Origin of the sequence: Luteimonas rhizosphaericola, from assembly GCF_029888045.1 — a bacterium.
Lineage (GTDB): Bacteria > Pseudomonadota > Gammaproteobacteria > Xanthomonadales > Xanthomonadaceae > Luteimonas > Luteimonas rhizosphaericola.
The window spans coordinates 367,518-385,644 of the sequence record NZ_JARXRN010000025.1; the positions used below are offsets into that span (position 1 = coordinate 367,518).

An 18,127-nucleotide genomic window follows, 5' to 3' on the forward strand; every position below is an offset into this window, starting at 1 on the left:
TCCGGGTCCGGCCAAGGCTCGCCTGTCCAGTGTGTCGGAGATGGCTCCGACAACGTGCTGAGGACGGCAGCGGGCAGGCCGACCGGTGGCCCGGTCCGCGGCGCCGTCGCCGGCCGGCGTCAGTCGGCCGTCACCAGCGCCGCGTGGCGGGCGTGCAGGTCCTCGTAGACCGCATCGGTCTGCGGACGCACGCCGTGCCACAGGGCGAAGCTTTCCGCCGCCTGTTCGACCAGCATGCCCAGGCCGTCCACCGCCTCGAGCGCGCCCGCCGCCCGGGCCCAGGCCAGGAACGGGATCGCCGCCTCGCCGTAGCTCAGGTCCACCGCGGCGCTGCGCGGGCCCAGCAGCGACATCGGCAGCCGCGGCAGCTGTCCGCCGCGGGCGGCCGACGTCGCATTGATGAGCAGGCCGAAATCGCCCAGCGCCGGCAGGTCGGCCAGGTAGCGCGCGTGCACGCGCCCGGGCTGGCCGAGCGTGTCGACCAGCGCGTCGGCACGCTCGGGCGTGCGGTTGACGATGTACAGCTCGCCGATGCCGGCATCCAGCAGCGAGGGCGCGATTCCGCGCGCGGCGCCGCCGGCGCCGATCATCAGGGTGCGGCGCTGGCGCAGGTCCAGGCCGCGGCGTTCGGTGAGGTCGCGCACCAGCCCGGGACCGTCGGTGTTGTCGCCGTGCCACTGGTCGCCCATGCGCGCCAGGGTGTTGACCGCGCCGGCGCGGCGGGCGCGCTCGGTGGTGGTCGCGCTCAGGGCGAAGGCGGATTCCTTCAGCGGCAGGGTCACGTTGGCGCCCTGGCCGCCGGCCGCGGCGAAGGCCTCGAGTGCGTCGAAGAACGTGTCGAGGGTGGCGTCGATCGCCTCGTAGCGCAGGTCGATACCGGCCTGCCGGGCGAACGTCGCATGGATCTGCGGCGACAGCGAGTGCGCGACGGGGTGGCCGAAGACCGCGTAGTGGCTGCTCATGGCGGAACGCTTGTGTGCACGGACCCGGCTGCGAGTCTACCCGCAGCGCGGGCGCTCAGCGCAGCGCCCGGACGTAGACGTGCTGGGTCTTGAGCGGCGCGTAGCCCAGGGCCGGGTAGAAGCCGTGCGCGGCATCGCGCGCCAGCGCCGCGCGCACCAGCACCTGGCCCACGCCGCGGCGCCGCGCCCAGGCTTCGGTGGCGGCCACCAGCTGGGTGCCCACGCCGCGGCGGCGGGCGTCGGCGGCGACCGCCAGCCAGGTCAGCTCGACCCGTTCGCCCGCGGGCAGCAGGCGGTGCTCGGCGGCGGCGAAGCCGCAGGGGCCGGCATCGCCCTCGGCCACGAACACCGCGTGGGTGGCCAGGTCGAGGATCCGCGACAGGCGCGCCTGGAGGCCGGCGGCGTCGGCCTCGGCATCGAGTTCCCCCGCGAGCGCAGCGATCGCGGGAAGATCGTCGCTGGCGGCGCGGCGGATCACGACGCGCGCAGCCAGCGCGCCGCATCGAGCGCGAAGTAACTCAGCACGCCGTCGGCGCCGGCACGCTTGAACGCCAGCAGCGCCTCCAGCGCGCAGGCGCGTTCGTCCAGCCAGCCGTTGGCGGCGGCGGCCTTGAGCATCGCGTACTCGCCGCTGACCTGGTATGCGAAGGTCGGCACGCCGAAGGTGTCCTTCACCCGGCGCACGATGTCGAGGTAGGGCAGGCCGGGCTTGACCATCACCATGTCCGCGCCCTCGTCGAGATCCAGCGCGACCTCGCGCAGCGCCTCGTCCGAATTGGCCGGGTCCATCTGGTAGGTGGTCTTGTCGGCCTTGCCGAGCGCGGCCGCCGAGCCGACCGCATCGCGGAACGGGCCGTAGAAGGCGCTGGCGTACTTCGCGGCGTAGGCCAGGATGCGGGTGTGCACGAAGCCGGCCTCTTCCAGCGCGAGCCGGATCGCGCCGATGCGCCCGTCCATCATGTCGCTCGGCGCGACCACGTCGGCGCCCGCCGCCGCGTGCGAGAGCGCCTGCTTCACCAGCGCGTCGACCGTGGCGTCGTTGACCACGTAGCCGGTGTCGTCGAGCAGGCCGTCCTGCCCGTGCGCGGTGTAGGGGTCGAGCGCGACGTCGGTGATCACGCCCAGCTCCGGGAACCGCGACTTGAGCGCACGCACCGCGCGCTGCGCCAGGCCGCCCTCGTACCAGGCGGCGGCGGCGTCGAGCGACTTGGCCTCCGGCGCGGTCACCGGGAACAGCGCCAGCGCCGGGATCCGCAGTTCGCTCGCGGCCTCGGCCACGCGCAGCAGCTCGTCGATCGAAAGCCGTTCCACGCCCGGCATCGACGCCACCGGCGCGCGGCCGTCGGATTCGTGCACGAAGACCGGGTAGATCAGGTCGTCGGCGGTGAGCACGGTCTCGCGCATCAGCCGGCGCGAGAACGCATCGCGACGCATCCGCCGCGGGCGGGTATCGGGGTAGGCCATGCGCGGATTCTAGGCGCTTCGGCCATGGACGTCGCGGAGGACGGTCCGGCGCGACGCCTGGGGATCATGCGCGGGGACCGGCCGCACGGTGCCGTGCGGCAGCTGCGGGCGACTCCGCCCGCGTGCGCGGCGATGGCGCACGGCGGCGCGAACGCCGCCGTGCCGGACCCTCAGATCAGTCCGCCGCCCAGCCCCAGCCGCCAGATGGCGACGAAGATGACGATGCCGTTGATGATCAGGCCCGCCTTGGCGCGCCCGCGGCGGCCGGTGCGGGTCACCAGCAGGCCGATCGCGGCGATGATCGCGCCGACCGCGGCGAACGGAATCAGCAGCCAGTTGGTGATGCCGACGATCGGGATCAGGGCGAGCACCATCCAGATCATCGCGATGATGCCCCAGACCAGGCTGATCAGTCCCATGGTGACGGTTCTCCTCGGTGCCGGGCTCGATGCCCGTGGTGACAGGACGACGCGTGCGCGGCGATTGTGACCGAAGCGGCAGCCGCGCGCCGGGGTCCGGCCGGGCCGCGGCCGACACGGGGCGGGAGCGCCGGGGCCCGGCGCTCAGCCGGCGCCGTGCACGCCGTCGATCTCGATCGCGAGCTCGCGCCGGCAGATCGCCGCGTGCAGCACGATCCGCGGCACCCGGTCGCCGAAGCGCGCCTGCAGCGCGTCGGCCACCAGCGGTAGGTCGCCCTCGTCGCGGACGTAGACCTTGAGCCGGGTGCCGGCGCCGAACCGGTCCGGCAGCGTCGGGGCGCGGCTGCGCGCGGCGCCCAGCAGCGCGTCGAAATTGGCGAAGGTCTCGTCCAGCTGCGCCAGCAGTTCGCCGTCGTGGCAGGACGCGTGCCCGACCACCGCGGCGGTGCCCGAGAGCAGCAGCGGCATCTGCGCGCCGGGTGGGGGCAGCATGGCGCGGGCGAAGCTCGGCGGCTGCGGGCCGTAGGTGCGCGGATAGCGGTAGGCGCTGACCTGGCGCGGGTTCTCCACCGGCGTGCCGGGCGTGCGCGCGGCCAGCCAGTAGACCTGGATGGTGCGCGCATCGTCGCAGCGGCCGATCGCGGTCGCGGCCGGCAGCGTGCCGGCGTCGAAGTCCCCGAGCCCGCGGGCGCGGCCGACGCAGAAGCGCCGGTAGCGCTCGGCATCGCCGTCGCCGAGGGTGATCGCGTCGAGGTAGTTCCACACCCGCAGCAGGTGCGGATAGTCGCTGGCGCCCACGAACCGCGTCAGCGCGCGATAGGCGGCTTCGGCCGCGAGCGCGATGCCGCTGTTGTCGCCGTCGCCGGTATGGCCGGCGGGTTCGTCGACCTCGATCGCGCCGAACAACAGCTGGCCGTCGCACGCCCACGCGATCTCGGCATCGGCCCCGGTCGCCGGCTCGCGCCCGGACTGGACCGGCCCGGAGGCGTGCCAGACCTCGAACGGCGCCGGTCCGTGCGGCTGCAGCGGCACGCGCAGGTAGCGCGGGTCCTGCGCGTGGGGCGCCGCGTCGCCGAAACCGAGCACCGCCAGCACGTCGTCGCGCGCGAGCAGGGCGTCGGGCGCGGGCGCCTCCACGTATTCGACCTGCAGCCGCGGCGGCGCCGACGGTGGCAGCGGCAGCGGGCGGCTCATGTCGCGTCTCCGTGCAGCGTCTCGCCGGCGAACGCGGCCCGCGCCTGGCGGCGGCGCGCGCGCCAGCCGCGCAGTGCCCGCGGCGCGATCGCGATCGCATTGGCCGCGTACACCAGCCGGAACAGGTACAGGCGCCAGCCCACGCGGCGGTTGTCGAACACGTCGCCGGCCAGCATCGAGATCACCGCCTGCTCCAGCTGCCAGTCGTTGCGCGGCGCGGAGAACAGTCGCCGCATCACCGGGGTGTTGAAGCGCTGGATGAACCAGGCGAAGTGGCGCATGCCGCGCCGCAGCCGCGCCTGCATCGCGCGCTGCAGCGCCGCCTCGCGCGCCGGCTCGCGCAATGCGCCGTCGACCACCGCGGCGGCCTCGCGCGCGCCGTCCATCGCCAGGAACACACCGGAGGAGAAGATCGGGTCGAGGAAGGCGTAGGCGTCGCCGACCAGCATCCAGCCCGGGCCGGCCATGCGGGTGGCGCCGTAGGAATAGTTGCCGGTCGCGTGCACCGGTCCCGCGCGCTGCGCGCCCTGCATGCGCGCCCAGATGCCGGGGTTGCCCTGCAGCGTGCGCATCAGCAGGGCTTCGTTATCGATCCCGGCCTGCGCGTCGCGCTGGCGCAGGTAGTCGGGCGTGCACACCACCCCCACGCTCATCACGTCGTCGGGCAGCGGGATCAGCCAGAACCAGCCGTGATCGAAGCGGGCCACGGTGATGTTGCCCGCGTCCGCGCCCTCGTGCCGGGCCACGCCGCGGAAGTGGCTGAACAGCGCCGCCGACTGGTGGCGACGATCCTTGCGCTTGAGCCGGCGGCGCGCGGCGAGGAAGGTGTCGCGGCCGCTGGCGTCGAGCAGGTAGCGCGGCGCCCAGCGGCGGACCGTGCCATCGGCCTCGCGAGCCTCCACCACGCGGGGCCGGTCGCCCGGGCCGAAGGCCACGTCCACCACCCGGGTGCGCTCGCGCGCGTCCACGCCGCAGGCGCGTGCCCGTTCGAACAGCAGCTGGTCGAACTGGTCGCGCCGCACGTGCACCGCGTAGTCGTGGCGCGGGTCGAGCGCGCGGCTGAAATGGAAGACGTAGCGCCGGCCACCCATCTCCTCGAGCGGGAAGTCCGCGCCCGGCTTGTGCACGCCGATCGCGCGCACCTGGTCCAGCACGCCCAGCTCGGCCAGGATCGCCATGTTCATCGGCAGCAGCGATTCGCCGATGTGGAAGCGCGGGTGGGCGTCCTTCTCCAGCAGCACCACGCGCCAGCCGCGGCGCGCCAGCAGGGTGGCCGCGGTGCTGCCCGCCGGGCCGCCACCGATCACCAGGACGTCGCAGTCCTCGGGTGCGGGCAGGGGGCTGGCGGGCGGGGCGTGGCTGGCCATCCGGTGGGCGTCTGCGGGTCGGGGCGGGCGGAGCGGGTGCGCATGATAGCGGACGCCCGGCGCGCGCCCGGATGCCCCGCCGCATGCGGGGCGGGCCGTTCCTGAACGGAACGGCGCGGGTTGCGCCGGGCGGCGCGATGCCGGATTGTTGCGGGTCCTGTCCGAACCGCCCGATCCCGATGCCCGCGCAAACCGACGCCGAACGCGAACTCGCCGAACTCCTGGTCGAGAGCCTGAACCTGGACGGCGTGGCCGCGGACGGGATCGATCCCGAGGCGCCGCTGTTCAACGCCGGCCTGGGCCTGGATTCGATCGACGCGCTCGAGCTGGCGCTGGCGATCAGCAAGCGCTACGGCTTCCAGCTGCGTTCGGACAGCGACGAGAACCGGCGCATCTTCGCCTCGCTGCGGGCGCTGTCCGAACACGTCCAGCAACACCGAACGACTTGATCCCGATCCTGCAGATCGCGCTGGCGGTGGCCTACGCGCTGCTGGCGCACGGAGCCAGCAGCGGCGACGACGCGCGCCTGGCCTTCGCCGCGCTGCTGGTGCTGGTGGCGATGGTGCTGGCCGCGCCGCTGCTGCGCGGGCGGCCGTGGGCGTTCGCGCTGGCGGCGCTGTCCACGGCCGGCGCCTGGGCGCTGTACCGGCAGGGGCTGGCCACGCTGCCGCTGCTCCTGGTACCGGTGGTGTTCGTGGCGCTGGTGGCCTGGGTGTTCGCGCGCAGCCTGGTGGCCGGCCGGGTCCCGCTGATCACCCGGATCGTGTCCGGCCTCGACGGCGAGCCGCCCGACCGCCTGCCGGCGGACGTGGCCGCGTATGCCCGCGGCCTGACCGCGATCTGGGCCGGCCTGCTGGTGCTGATGGCGGTGGCCAACCTGGTGCTGGCCCTGCTCGCCAGCCCCGGCGGGCTGCTGGCGCAGGCGGGCATCGCCCCGCCGTGGCCGATCACGCATGAACAGTGGTCGTGGGTCGCCAACCTGCTGGGCTATGGCGTGGTGGGCGGCTTCTTCGTGCTCGAGTTCCAGTGGCGGCGCCACCGGTTCCCGGAACGCAATCCGGGTTTCTTCGGGTTCCTGCGCCGCCTCGGCGGACTGGGTCCGGCCTTCTGGCGGGACGTGCTGCGATGAGTCCGGAGGGTGCGCCCACGGTCGCGTCCGCCCGGATGGGCGTGCAGGACGAGGCCGTCCTGCACGACGGGCAACACGCGCCGGAGCGCGCGGAGGACAAGGAGCATGCAGGGACAGGGACGATGATGTGGCGGCTGTACAACGTGCTCCAGTTCGCGTTCACGCTGGCCTGGACGGCCGGCTGGATCACCCTGGCCCTGATGCTGCGGCCGCTGTCCGGCGCGCAGGCGCGGCTGCCGCTGCGCATGGCCTCGCGCTGCTGGGCGCCGGGGCTGCTGTGGGGCGCCGGCGCGCGGCTGGAGGTGGAGGGGCTGGAGCGGGTGGACTGGTCGCAGCCGTGCCTGTTCGTGGCCAACCACCAATCGGTGATCGACATCTGCGCGCTGTTCCGCGCGATCCCGGTGCCGCTGCGCTTCCTGCTGAAGGAAGAGATGAAGCGGGTGCCGTTCGTGGGCTGGTATGCGCGCGCCACCGGCATGCTGTTCATCGTCCGCGACAATGCCCGTGCCGGCGCGCTGTTCCGGCGCGACGCCGCGGCGCTGCTGGCGGGCGGGCAGAGCCTGTGCCTGTTCCCGGAGGGCACCCGCAGCCGCAGCGGCGAGGTCGCGCCGTTCAAGGCCGGCTCGCTGCAGGCGGCAATCGACGCCGGCGTGCCGGTGGTGCCGGTCGCGCTGCAGGGCGCGGGCCGGGTGCTGCCGGTCGACGGCTTCTTCCGCGTGCGCCCCGGCACCATCCGGCTCGGTTTCGGCACCCCGCTGCCGGTGCGGGTGGACGGTGTCCCGGTCACCCGCCAGGCGCTGGCCGATCGGTCACGCGCCGAGGTCCTGGCGCTTCTTCAGGCCTGGGCGTGAGCGGCGCATGCGGTTCGTGATCGACCCCGGCCATCCCGCGCTGCCCGGTCATTTCCCGGGGCAGCCAGTGGTGCCCGGCGTGGTGGTGCTCGACCGGGTGCTGGAAGCGATCGAGCGCGACGCGGGGCCGCTGGCGGCGCTGCGCCTGCCGCAGGTGAAGTTCGTGCAGCCACTGCTGCCGGCCGAGGCGGCCGAGATCGCCCTCGAGCCGCTCGCCTCCGACGCCGGTCGACGCTGGCGCTTCCGCGTGCTGCGCGGGGACATGCTGATCGCCAGCGGCGAGATCGCCGCCGGGAGCGCGCCGTGAGCGTGGACTGGAAGCAGCGTCCCGAAGGCGGCAACCGCTTGGCCCTGGCGATGATCCGCGCCGTCGCCTGCCACGGCGGGCGGCCGCTGGCGCGGCTGCTGCTGTATCCGACGACGCTGTACTTCCTGCTGCGCCGCGGCCCCGAGCGGCGCGCCTCGATCGCCTTCCTCGGCCGCGCGCTGGGCCGGCCGGCGCGGCTGCTGGACGGTGCGCGCCACATCCACACCTTCGCCTCCACCATCCTCGACCGGCTGTACCTGCTCGACGGCGCGCCGGGGCGGTTCGAGGTCGAGGTGCGTGGCGTGGAAGCGCTCGCCGCGAAGGTGGACGAAGGCCGCGGCGTGCTGCTGTTCGGCTCGCACCTGGGCAGCTTCGAGGCGATGCGCGTGCTCTCGCGCGAGCGCCCGGGGCTGAAGCTGCGGGTGGTGCTGGACAAGGCCCACAGCCGCGCGCTCACCCAGCTGCTCGACGCGCTGGCGCCGGAGATCGCCGCCGGCGTGATCGACGCCAGCCAGGACGGCCCGGCGCTGATGCTGCAGATCCAGGAGGCCGCGGCCGAAGGCGCGCTGGTGGCGCTGCTGGTCGACCGCACCCTGCCGGGCCAGCCCGCGGTCACGGCGCCGTTCCTCGGCGCGCCGGCACCGTTCCCGCTGGCGCCGTGGCAGATGGCGGCGGTGCTGAAGCTGCCGGTCATGCTCGGCTTCGGCCTGTACCGCGGCGGCAACCGCTACTCGCTCGAGTTCGAGCCCTTCAGCGATCCCATCGACGCGCCGCGCGGCCGGCGCGAGGCGGTGCTGGCCGCGCTCATCCGCGGTTACGCCGCGCGGCTGGAGCATCATGCCCGGCTGGCGCCCTACAACTGGTTCAACTTCTACGATTTCTGGCATGTCGACCAACAGCAGCTCCGTTCCGTCCCGCAGGCTTCCGCCGATGCGCCTCCGTCGCTGCTGGCCGGTGGCGTGCCTGCTGCTGGCGATGGCGCCGTCGGCGTGGGCGCAGGCCAGTCCCGATAGCGATGCGATCCTGCGCGCGCTGGCCCGCCCGGTGCCGGCGGCCACGCCGTTCGTGGAAGTGCGCGACTCGCCGATGCTCAAGGCGCCGCTGCGCGTGAGCGGCGAATACCGCCGGCCGGACGCCGAGACCCTGGTGCGCGAAGTCCGCGCGCCGTACGCGGAGACCACCACCATCCGCGACGGCGAGGCGGTACTGGCGCGTGCGGGCAAGCCCGAGCGGCGCTTCGCGCTGGCGCGGGCGCCGGAACTGGTCGCGCTGCAGGGCAGCTTCGGCGCCCTGCTCGCCGGCGACGCGGAGGCCCTGCGCAGGCACTACACCGTCGACGCGCAGGGCGACACGCAGCGCTGGTCGCTGCGCCTGGTGCCGCGCGACCCGAAGCTGGCCGCGCGCCTGCAGCAACTGGTGCTGCACGGTCGCGATGCCGAGCTGCACTGCATCGAGAACATGCCGGTCAAGGGCGAGGTCCAGCGCACGCTGATGGGCGCCGCGGCCGAGGCCGCGACCCGCGCCGGCGACGCCGCCGACCTTGCCGCGCTGTGCCGCGGTGGCGCCGCCGGCGGATGAGCGCACGCGCGCGCCTGGCCTGCGCGCTGGCGTGGCTGGCGCTGCTGCTGGCGGTCGGCACGTGGCTGTCGCAGACGCTGACGGTCAGTGGAGACCTGCGCCGCTTCCTGCCCGACGCGCGCACACCCGAGCAGCGCCTGCTGATCGATGAACTGGGCGAAGGCCCCGGCTCGCGCCTGCTGATGCTGGCGCTGTCGGGCGCAGACCCCGACGTGCTGGCGGCGCAGTCGCACGCGATGCGCGAGGCGCTGGCCGGCGATCCCCGCTTCAGCTTCGTAGCCAACGGCGCCGACGCGGGCCTGGACGCGATCCCCGAACGGCTGCGGCCGTACCGCTACCTGCTGTCGCCCACGCTCGATGCGCAGGCGCTCGACGCCGCGTTCCTGGGCGAGGCGCTGGAGGCGCGGGTGCAGGACCTGGGTTCGCCGACGGCCGACCTGGTCGAGCCGCTGCTGCCCTCCGATCCCACGCTCGAGACCCTGGCGCTGGCCGAGGCGTGGATGCCGGCGCATGCGCCGCGCACCCTGCACGAGGCCTGGTTCGACCGCGCCGGCACCCAGGCGCTGCTGCTGGCGGAAACGCGCGCGGCGGGCTTCGATCCCGACGGCCAGCGCCTGGCGGTGGATGCGATCGAGGCCGCGTTCGCCGCCGCACGCGGCTCGACCGGCAGCGCGCTGGAGATCAGCGGCCCGGGCGCCTTCGCCGACGAGATCGGCACCCGTACCGCGCGCGAGGCGCGCTGGATCGGCACCGTCGACAGCGTCGGCCTGGTGCTGCTGCTGCTGCTCGCCTACCGCAGCTGGAAGATCCCGCTGCTGGGCGTGCTGCCCCTGGCCAGCGCCGGCCTGGCCGGCATGGCGACGCTGATGCTGCTGTTCGGCGACCGCGTGCACGGCATCACCATCGCCTTCGGCTTCACCCTGATCGGCGTGGTGCAGGACTACCCGATCCATTTCTTCAGCCACCAGCGCGCGGGGCTGTCGCCGTGGCACAGCGTGCGCCGGCTGTGGCCGGCGCTGGCGACCGGCGTCGCCGCCACCTGCATCGCGTACCTCACGTTCCTGTTCTCCGGGGTCGACGGCCTGCGCCAGCTGGCGGTGTTCACCATCGTGGCGCTGGCGACCGCGGCGCTGTGCACGCGCTTCGCGCTGCCGGGGCTGATCGATCCGGCGCAGCGCGACGCCGCCGCCTCGCCGCGGCTGCTGGCGCTGTGGCAGCGGATCGAGCGGCTGCCGCGGCCGCGCTGGTCTCTGCTGGCGCTGGCCGTGGCGGCGCTGGCGGTGGTGGCGCTGCGCCCGGGCGAGTTCTGGCAGAACGACCTCTCGCGCCTGACCCCGGTGCCCGAACCGTTGCTGCAGCGCGACGCGCAACTGCGCGATGAACTCGGCGCGCCCGACGTGCGCTACGTGCTCACGCTGCAGGCAACCGATGCCGATGCCGCGCTGGGCGCCAGCGAGCGGCTGCGGCCGGCGCTCGACGCGCTGGTGGCCGAGGATGCGATCGACGGCTACGACCTGGCCGCGCGCTACCTGCCCAGCGCCGCGCGCCAGCGTGCGCGGCAGCAGGCGCTGCCGGCCCCGGACGCACTGCAGGCGGCGCTCGACGCCGCGCTGGCGGACTCGCCGTTCCGCGCCGACGCGTTCGGCCCCTTCCTCGCCGATGTCGAACGCGCGCGCACCGCGCCGCCGCTGCAGGCGGCGGACCTGGCGGGCACGCCGCTGGCCACGCGCGTCGAAGGACTGCTGCTGGCCGGCGACGGCCGCGCAACCGCGCTGGTCTCGCTCACCGGCCTGCGCGACGTGGACGCGGTGGCGCGGGTGGCGTCCGCGCACGGCGCGCAGCTGCTCGACATGAAGCAGGCCAGCGAATCGCTGGTGGCCGACTACCGGGTGCGCATCCTCGGTGCGCTGGCGCTGGCGGCGCTGGCGCTGGTGGCGACGGTCTGGTTCGCGCTGCGCACGCCGCGCCGGGTGGTGCGCGTGCTGCTGCCGATGGCGCTGACCACGCTGCTGGTGGTGGCGGTGCTGCGCGCCGTCGGCGTCGAACTCAACCTGTTCCACCTGGTCTCGCTGATCCTGGCCGCCGGGTTGGGGCTGGACTACGCGCTGTTCTTCGAACATGCCGGCGAGGATCGCGACGACCAGCTGCGCACCCTGCATGCGGTGATCGTGTGCAGCCTGATGACCCTGCTGGTGTTCAGCCTGCTGGCGCTGTCGTCGATCCCGGTGCTGCGCGCGATCGGCAGCACGGTGGCGCTGGGCGTGGTGTTCAACTTCGTGCTGGCGCTGCTGGTGGCGCGCGCGCCGGTGGGCGCCGGACCAGTCGCGCACGCCGGTACTCCCCGGGAGGCGACATGAGCACATCCGGTCCTGCAGGCGCCGATCCGGCGACGGCGCCGGTTGCGCCGATCGGCCGCGCCGTGCTCGAAGCGCTGGTGCCGCACAAGCACGCGATGTGCCTGTGGGACGAAGTGCTGGCCTGGAACGCGGGCCGCATCCACCTGCGCGCGCGCAACCATCGCGACCCCGGCCATCCGCTGCGCAGCGGCGACCGGCTGCGCGCGGTGCACCTGTGCGAATACGGCGCCCAGGCCATGGCGGTGCACGGCGGCCTGCTGGCGAGCGGGGCCGGCGGCGTGGCGCGCGCCGGCCTGCTGGTGGCGCTGCGTGACGTGCGCCTGCACGTCGACCGCATCGATCGCCTGCCCGGCGCGATCGAATGCGCGGCGGAACTGCTCGCCGCGGGCGAGGCCAGCCAGCAGTACGCCTTCCGCATCCACCACGCCGGCGACCTGCTGGCCGAGGGCCGCGCGACCGCGATGCTGCGCTGACGGTCGCGCTGTCCGCGCGGAACGACGTCCAAGCGAGGCGCGCCCGCGGATCGCCCGGCGCGCGCCTGCGCGAGTCTGCATAATCCCGTCTCGATACGGAGGAACCCGGATGAAGCGTGCCCTCGTCACCGGCGGCAGCGGAGAGCTCGGCAGCGCGATCTGCCGCCGGCTCGCGGCCGCGCACTGGCACGTGATCGTGCACGCCAACGCCAACCTCGCGCGCGCGGGCGACATCGTCGCCGACATCGTTGCCGATGGCGGCAGCGCCGAGGCGATCGCGTTCGACGTCGCCGACGGCGACGCCGCCGCCGCGGCGATGGACGGGCTGCTCGGCGGCGGCACGATCCAGGCGGTGGTCAACAATGCCGGCATCCACGACGACGCGCCGATGGCCGGCATGTCGGACGCGCAGTGGAAGCGGGTGGTGGACGTCTCGCTGCACGGCTTCTTCCACGTCACCCGGCCGCTGCTGCTGCCGATGGCGCGCATGCGCTGGGGGCGCATCGTCAGCATCTCCAGCGTGGCCGCGGTGCTCGGCAACCGCGGCCAGGCGAACTACGCCGCGGCCAAGGCGGCGCTGCACGGCGCGAGCAAGTCGCTGGCGCGCGAAATGGGCTCGCGCGGCATCACCGCCAACGTGGTCGCGCCGGGCGTGATCGGCGGCGGCATGGCCGCAGGCGTGTTCGCGCCCGAGGCGATCCGGCAGATGGTGCCCGCGGGGCGCGCGGGCACGCCGGACGAGGTGGCGGCGCTGGTCGGTTTCCTGTGTTCGGACGAGGCCGGCTACATCAACGGCCAGGTGATCGGCATCGACGGCGGCATGAGCTGAAGGCGCCCGCCGAGGGCGCGCGGGCGTGTCGCGCCCCGTTCACGCGTGCGGGCGGATGATGGCCGCCTTCCGGCTGGAGTCGTTGCCCATGCGCCGCCTGATGGTTCCCGTCCTGCTCGCCGCGGTCGCCGTGCTGGCGGCCTGTTCCAGTTCCCACGTGCTCACCGGCACGCCGCGCCCGCCGATCGATCCGGCGCAGGTGCGGCTGTACTACGGTCCGCCGCCGGGCGGCTTCGAGGAGATCGCGCGGCTGGAGGTCGCCAGTGGCGCGCTCACCTACGGCGAGCAGAACAAGACCGACTCGGTACTGCGCAAGCTGCGCGAGGAAGCCGCGCGCCTGGGCGCGAACGGCATCCTGTTCCAGGGCACGGCCGACGGCCAGGGCGGCGGCGGTCTCAGCGTGGGCGGCGGCGGTGGCCGCGTCGGCGGCAGCAGTTACGGTGGCGTCGGCGTGGGCGTGAACATCTCGCCGCGGCAGAAGTACGCCAACGGCATCGCGATCTGGGTGCCGAATCCGCCGCCCGCCGAGCCGGCGACGCCGCCGTCGACGCCTTGACCCCCCGGCGCACGGCATCGCCTGCCGCACTGCCCATGGGCGCCATCGAGCGCGCTGCGTGCGCGGGCCGATGACAGCGAAGCCGCGGTAGTCGCTTCGACCGGCTCCAACCGGGCTCGACGATCCGGCACGACCCGGCAGAGGGCCGCGTGCGATGCCTGCGACCGCGCCGGCTGCCTTGCTCAGGCGGCGACGCGCGCGTACCACTCCGCGGCCAGCGACGCCCCGGCCGGCTCACCGCCGGGCGCCTCCAGCAGTGCTTCCAGCCCGCCATCGTCGATGTCGGCGTGGTCGCCGCGCGCGCGCTGCAGCAGTTCGCCGGCCAGCCACCGCATGCGCGCCACGTTGGCCTCGATCCGGGCGACGAAGGCCGGCGCATCCAGGGTGTCGCTGAGCGCGCGGTTCATCTCGCGGAACCAGTCGATCCGGAACTGGTCGAGCAGGCGTGCCTGCGGCGGCGGGCGGCCCGCGTTGCGCCGGCCCCATTCGCGCAGCAGCGGCTGCACCGCGAGGTTCAGCGCGCGCGCGTCCTCGAACGCCGGCCGCAGCCGGCCGAGCGTCGCCAGGTCGGTCATGCGCCCGGCGAAGAACAGCGGCGCCAGCAGCGCCCAGTAGTAGGTGTAGTCCCAGATCACCTTGAGCGGCATCACCCGTTCGTCGCCGAACAGCGGGTACTGGTCCTGGTAGAGCGTGAGGGTGTTCTCGTAGAACGAGAAATACAGCTGCTCGTACAGCGACACGTAGGGTTCGAAGCCGGTGCCGGCGGCGTCGCGCGCGATCAGGTCGCAGATGTAGGTGTTGCTGATGGCGATGAAGTCGCTGCCCGGCGAGTAGAAGGGGTCGAGGAACACGCCCGCCTCTCCGGTGGTGGCCCAGCGCTGGCGCGAGAACACCTGCCTGGCGCCGTAGGAGAAATCGCGCAGGAACATGAAGTCCTGCAGCGTGTGCTCGGCGCGGTCCAGGCTCGCGGCCACCTGCGGCTGGTGCGCGCGCAGCCACTCCATCGCCTTGGCGTGGGTGTTCATCGTCTCGAGCGGATGCATCTGCGCATCGCAGACGATGCCCAGCGAATGCGCGCCGGAGGCCAGCGGGATCAGCCAGAACCAGTAGCCCGGCCCGCACATGTGGTTGGTCGAGCGCCAGCGGTCGGGCGGGTCGCAGCGCTGCAGCCACTGCGCATCGCCCGACCAGCCGTTGGGATCGACGATCTCGTCCACGCGCCACCACACCGCGTTGGCGACGTGGTCGTTGCCGCGCGCCAGGTCCAGCTTGCGCTTGAGCAGGCCGGCGCGGCCGCTGGCGTCCACCACCCAGCGGCAGGCCAGCGTGCGTTCGTCCTCGCCGGTCCCGTAGCGCACCACGTGGTCGGCGGCATCGTCCGCCAGTTCGATTCCGCGCACCACGGCGCCGTCCTCGAAGCGCACGCCGCGCTCGCGCGCCAGCGTGCCGAGGTGGTTCTCGAAGCGGCCGCGGTCGATCTGCCACGACGGCGTCGGCAGCAGCTGGCTCACGCCCAGCTCGGTGCAGTCGTCGATGGCGTGGCTGCCCTCGGAGAAGAAGAAGCGGAAGCCGAACTTGCGGATCTGTTCGGTGTCCAGGTGCTCGCGCAGGCCGAGCACGTCGGCGAAGTAGTAGGCGCCGATCTCGACCGTGGACTCGCCGACCTTGTGCGCCGCCTCGCGCACCGGGTGCGCGCGGCGTTCGATCACCGCCACCGACAGGTCCGGCTGCTGCTGTCGCAGCTGCAGGGCCAGGGTGAGGCCGGCGAGGCCGCCGCCCAGGATGGCGACGTCGGCACGGTCGATAGGCTGGAGCATGGCGGGTCCGGAGGGCGCGGGCGGGGACTGCGAGCCTACCGCACGCCGGGGTCGCCCGTGTTCACGACCCGGGGTCGTGCACCACCGGCGGGCGCGCCCGCGCGCTGCGGTAGGCGCTCGCCACCCGGCCATGGCTCCAGACCTGGCCGACCACGTGCGAGGTGATGCGGTACAGGTCGCGGAACAGCTTGAAGTGGCTCTTGCGGAACTGCTCGGACGAGCCGGCGACCGCGTAGCGCGTTTCCACCGGCACCGAGACCACCCCGAAGCCGAGCCGGCGCGCGGCCGAGATCAGCAGCTGCGCCTCGAACACGAAGCCTTCGCCCGGGACGTCCTCCAGCGCCAGCACCGGGGCCGGGTACAGCCGCTGCCCGCTCTGGCTGTCGACCAGGCGGAAGCCGCAGGCCCAGGCGATGCCCCAGTCGCCGAAATCGTTGCCCAGGTGCCGGTACCAGGGCTGGGTCTCGCGCTTCTGCAGGCGCGCGCCGTTGACGATGTTGCCGGGGTGCGCGTTGGCCGCCGCCACCAGGCGCGGGATGTCCGAGGCGCGGTGCTGGCCGTCGCCGTCCATGGTCACCACCGCCGCCATGCCGCGGCGCAGCGCCTCGGCGAAGCCGGTGCGCAGGGCCTGGCCCTTGCCCATGCGCCGGGGGTGGCGCAGCAGCACGGCCGGCAGCGCCGAGACGATCGCGGCGGTGTCGTCGTCCGAGCCGTCGTCGACCACGATCACCAGCCCGCCGTGCGCCAGCGCCTCTTCGACCACGCCGCGGATGCGCAGCGCCTCGTTGAGCGCTGGAATCACCACCGCGACATTGTCGCGGTGCAGCGCCGGCTGCTCAGCCATGCGCCAGGTCCAGGCGCAGCCGGCGGCCGGGTCCGGCGTGCAGGTCCACCTGCGTGGCGCCGGCGGCGAGTGCGTCCAGCAGCGGCAGCATCGGCGCCATCGCGTTCGCGCCGACGCGGGACGCCAGTGCGCCGGTGCCCTGCGCCGCGTCGCCGTCCTCGAGCGTCGCGACCACGCGCGGCCCGGTGCCGTCGCGGGTCAGGACCAGGGCGGCGCCGAGCAGGCCCTCGCTGCGGGTGATCGTCCCCAGCAGCCCGGTCGAGGCGGTGTCGTAGCCCACCAGCAGCACCGCGTCGGCATCGGTGGCCAGCTGCGACAGCGCTTCCAGCAGGCCCTGGGCGAACGTCGCGCGATGCGCGCTGATCGCGGTCGCGGTGCGCATGCAGCCGCTGCCGATGGTCCAGTAGCCGGCGGCGGCGTTGTGCACGGAGTTGTGGAACTTCGTCGGCGAGACATCGGTGGGCGTGCCGGCCAGGGTGGCGCACATGTAGTCGGTGATGCCGAGGTCGCCGTGGGTCGATGCGAACACCGACGGCAGCGAGGCGGGATCGTGGCCGGCGTCGCGGCACGCGGACAGCGCGACCTCGAGCGCGACCAGCACCGAGGGCGGCGCGCGCCGGCGTTCGTTCGGCGCCAGCAGCTGCGGCGCGGGACGCGCGGGTGCGTCGGCCGGCAGGGCGCCGCCGGTCGCGAACGCGCGTGCGGCGGACCAGTCGGGCAGGCCCTCGCTCCAGTAGCCGATGCCGGCGATGGTGGCGCCCAGCGCGCTCATGCCGCGGCTCCGCGGCCGAACACCAGCGAGCAGTTGTTGCCGCCGAAGCCGAAGGAATTGTTCATCGCCAGCGTGATCGCGCGCTGCGCGTTGTCGAAACGGATCTGCGGCCCGCAGGCCGGATCCGGCGCGGCGCTGTTGAGGATGCCCGGCAGCAGCCCGTCCTCCAGCGCGAGCAGGGCGATCACCGATTCCACGATCCCGGCCGCCCCGAGCGTGTGTCCGGTCCAGCCCTTGGTGGAACTGGCGTGCAGGGTCGGCGGAAACAGCGTCGCCACGGCTGCGGCCTCGATCGCGTCGTTGGCCGGGGTCGAGGTTCCGTGCAGGTTGAGGTAGCCCACCTCGCCCGATTCGACACCCGCGCGCGCGAGCGCGTCGCGCATGGCCAGCGTGGCGCCGAGGCCTTCGGGATGCGGCGCCGACATGTGGTGCGCGTCGCTGGACTCGCCGTAGCCGCGCAGCTGCAGCGGCGCATCCTCGCCCGGTGCCATGCGCTCGAGCAGCGCGAAGCCACCGGCCTCGCCCAGCGACAGGCCGTCGCGCGTGGCGTCGAACGGACGGCACGGCTGCTGCGACACCAGCCCCAGCGCGTTGAAGCCGAACAGGACGCTGCCGCACAGGGTGTCGACGCCGCCCACCAGCGCGGCGTCCACCACGCCGGCCTGGATCAGGCGCGCGGCCTGGGCGAAGACCTTGGCGCTGGAGGAGCAGGCCGTGGCGACGGTCACGCAGGGCCCGCGCAGGCCGGTGGCGTGCTGCAGGAAATCGCCGAGCGAATGCGGGGTGTGGACGATCGGGCGGCGCAGGTCGTCCGGCATCGCCGGCGTCCCGTCGGCGCCGGGCGCGGCGCGCGCGTAGGCCTCCTCGCTGGCGCCGATGCTGGAGGTGGAGGTGCCGACCACCAGCGCGACGCGATCGGCGCCATGGCGTTCCACCAGCGCCTGCAGCCGGCCGAGCAGGTCGTCCTGCGACAGCGCCAGCCAGGCCAGCCGGTTGTTGCGGCATTCCCACTGCGCGAAGCGTTCGGGCAACGCGGCCTGCTCGAGGCCGTCGACGCGACCGATCCAGGTCGGCAGTGGTTGCGCGCCGAAGTCGTTGCGGTGCAGCCCGCCGCGCCGCTCGCGCAGGCCCGCCGCCTGGGCATCGCGGCCGCGGCCGAGGGCGGTGGTGGCGGTGAAGGCGCGGATCGCCAGCGCGGGCATGGCTTG

The 18,127-nt window shown here is 74.1% G+C and carries 20 protein-coding genes; 10 read left to right on the forward strand and 10 right to left on the reverse strand.

Annotated features, from left to right (window positions below; all coding sequences use genetic code 11):
• Positions 1-119: 119 nt before the first annotated feature.
• From aroE to QFW80_RS10980, 6 genes are all read right to left on the reverse strand, one after another.
• The gene (gene aroE, locus QFW80_RS10955) at positions 120-962 is read right to left on the reverse strand and encodes a shikimate dehydrogenase (protein ID WP_280601978.1); all 843 of its coding nucleotides are present in this window, start codon (positions 960-962) and stop codon (positions 120-122) included.
• A 55-nt stretch (positions 963-1,017) separates the two neighbouring features.
• The gene (locus tag QFW80_RS10960) at positions 1,018-1,440 is read right to left on the reverse strand and encodes a GNAT family N-acetyltransferase (protein WP_280601980.1); all 423 of its coding nucleotides are present in this window, start codon (positions 1,438-1,440) and stop codon (positions 1,018-1,020) included.
• Positions 1,437-2,426: a porphobilinogen synthase gene (gene hemB, locus QFW80_RS10965; protein ID WP_280601982.1), complete on the reverse strand. Its 990-nt coding sequence runs from the start codon at positions 2,424-2,426 to the stop codon at positions 1,437-1,439. The genes QFW80_RS10960 and hemB overlap by 4 nt, the downstream gene beginning before the upstream one ends.
• A 170-nt stretch (positions 2,427-2,596) precedes the next feature.
• Positions 2,597-2,845 carry a hypothetical protein gene (locus QFW80_RS10970; protein ID WP_280601984.1) on the reverse strand — a complete coding sequence of 83 codons (249 nt, stop codon included), beginning with the start codon at positions 2,843-2,845 and terminating at the stop codon, positions 2,597-2,599.
• 144 nt (positions 2,846-2,989) lie between these two features.
• Positions 2,990-4,039, reverse strand: coding sequence for a chorismate transformation FkbO/Hyg5 family protein (locus tag QFW80_RS10975; protein WP_280601985.1), 1,050 nt, complete (start codon positions 4,037-4,039; stop codon positions 2,990-2,992).
• On the reverse strand, positions 4,036-5,406 hold the full coding sequence (locus QFW80_RS10980) for an NAD(P)/FAD-dependent oxidoreductase (RefSeq protein WP_280601987.1): 1,371 nt from the start codon (positions 5,404-5,406) through the stop codon (positions 4,036-4,038). Before QFW80_RS10980 ends, QFW80_RS10975 begins: the two co-directional genes overlap by 4 nt.
• Before the next feature lie 179 nt (positions 5,407-5,585).
• Between QFW80_RS10980 and QFW80_RS10985 the strand changes: the two genes are divergently transcribed.
• From QFW80_RS10985 to QFW80_RS11030, 10 genes are all read left to right on the forward strand, one after another.
• A complete protein-coding gene (locus QFW80_RS10985) occupies positions 5,586-5,855 on the forward strand; it encodes a phosphopantetheine-binding protein (RefSeq protein WP_280601989.1) in 270 nt (89 codons plus the stop codon).
• Entirely contained in the window at positions 5,852-6,535 is a 684-nt protein-coding gene (locus QFW80_RS10990) for a ketosynthase (RefSeq protein WP_280601990.1), read from the forward strand. The genes QFW80_RS10985 and QFW80_RS10990 overlap by 4 nt, the downstream gene beginning before the upstream one ends.
• Before the next feature lie 122 nt (positions 6,536-6,657).
• Positions 6,658-7,386, forward strand: coding sequence for a lysophospholipid acyltransferase family protein (locus QFW80_RS10995; RefSeq protein ID WP_280602221.1), 729 nt, complete (start codon positions 6,658-6,660; stop codon positions 7,384-7,386).
• 7 nt (positions 7,387-7,393) lie between these two features.
• On the forward strand, positions 7,394-7,693 hold the full coding sequence (locus QFW80_RS11000) for an ApeI family dehydratase (protein ID WP_280601991.1): 300 nt from the start codon (positions 7,394-7,396) through the stop codon (positions 7,691-7,693).
• The gene (locus QFW80_RS11005) at positions 7,690-8,706 is read left to right on the forward strand and encodes a lysophospholipid acyltransferase family protein (RefSeq protein WP_331488500.1); all 1,017 of its coding nucleotides are present in this window, start codon (positions 7,690-7,692) and stop codon (positions 8,704-8,706) included. The genes QFW80_RS11000 and QFW80_RS11005 overlap by 4 nt, the downstream gene beginning before the upstream one ends.
• On the forward strand, positions 8,624-9,271 hold the full coding sequence (locus QFW80_RS11010) for a LolA-related protein (RefSeq protein ID WP_280601992.1): 648 nt from the start codon (positions 8,624-8,626) through the stop codon (positions 9,269-9,271). Before QFW80_RS11005 ends, QFW80_RS11010 begins: the two co-directional genes overlap by 83 nt.
• Positions 9,268-11,628 (forward strand): MMPL family transporter, encoded by a 2,361-nt coding sequence (locus tag QFW80_RS11015; RefSeq protein ID WP_280601994.1) that lies wholly within the window; start codon positions 9,268-9,270, stop codon positions 11,626-11,628. Before QFW80_RS11010 ends, QFW80_RS11015 begins: the two co-directional genes overlap by 4 nt.
• Positions 11,625-12,101 (forward strand): hotdog family protein, encoded by a 477-nt coding sequence (locus QFW80_RS11020; protein ID WP_331488501.1) that lies wholly within the window; start codon positions 11,625-11,627, stop codon positions 12,099-12,101. The genes QFW80_RS11015 and QFW80_RS11020 overlap by 4 nt, the downstream gene beginning before the upstream one ends.
• A 109-nt stretch (positions 12,102-12,210) precedes the next feature.
• The gene (gene fabG / locus QFW80_RS11025; protein ID WP_280601996.1) at positions 12,211-12,930 is read left to right on the forward strand and encodes a 3-oxoacyl-ACP reductase FabG; all 720 of its coding nucleotides are present in this window, start codon (positions 12,211-12,213) and stop codon (positions 12,928-12,930) included.
• Between the two features lie 88 nt (positions 12,931-13,018).
• Entirely contained in the window at positions 13,019-13,486 is a 468-nt protein-coding gene (locus QFW80_RS11030; RefSeq protein WP_280601998.1) for a hypothetical protein, read from the forward strand.
• Positions 13,487-13,668: 182 nt separating this feature from the next.
• On the opposite strand, the gene QFW80_RS11035 is transcribed toward QFW80_RS11030, so the two are convergent.
• The 4 genes from QFW80_RS11035 to QFW80_RS11050 all read right to left on the reverse strand — a co-directional run bounded on the left by QFW80_RS11035 (position 13,669) and on the right by QFW80_RS11050 (position 18,121).
• Complete coding sequence (locus QFW80_RS11035; RefSeq protein ID WP_280601999.1) at positions 13,669-15,303, reverse strand: NAD(P)/FAD-dependent oxidoreductase; 1,635 nt, start codon at positions 15,301-15,303, stop codon at positions 13,669-13,671.
• Between the two features lie 61 nt (positions 15,304-15,364).
• Positions 15,365-16,147 carry a glycosyltransferase family 2 protein gene (locus QFW80_RS11040; RefSeq protein WP_280602000.1) on the reverse strand — a complete coding sequence of 261 codons (783 nt, stop codon included), beginning with the start codon at positions 16,145-16,147 and terminating at the stop codon, positions 15,365-15,367.
• A complete protein-coding gene (locus QFW80_RS11045; RefSeq protein WP_280602001.1) occupies positions 16,140-16,919 on the reverse strand; it encodes a beta-ketoacyl synthase chain length factor in 780 nt (259 codons plus the stop codon). Before QFW80_RS11045 ends, QFW80_RS11040 begins: the two co-directional genes overlap by 8 nt.
• On the reverse strand, positions 16,916-18,121 hold the full coding sequence (locus QFW80_RS11050; protein ID WP_280602223.1) for a beta-ketoacyl-[acyl-carrier-protein] synthase family protein: 1,206 nt from the start codon (positions 18,119-18,121) through the stop codon (positions 16,916-16,918). Before QFW80_RS11050 ends, QFW80_RS11045 begins: the two co-directional genes overlap by 4 nt.
• Positions 18,122-18,127: the final 6 nt, after the last annotated feature.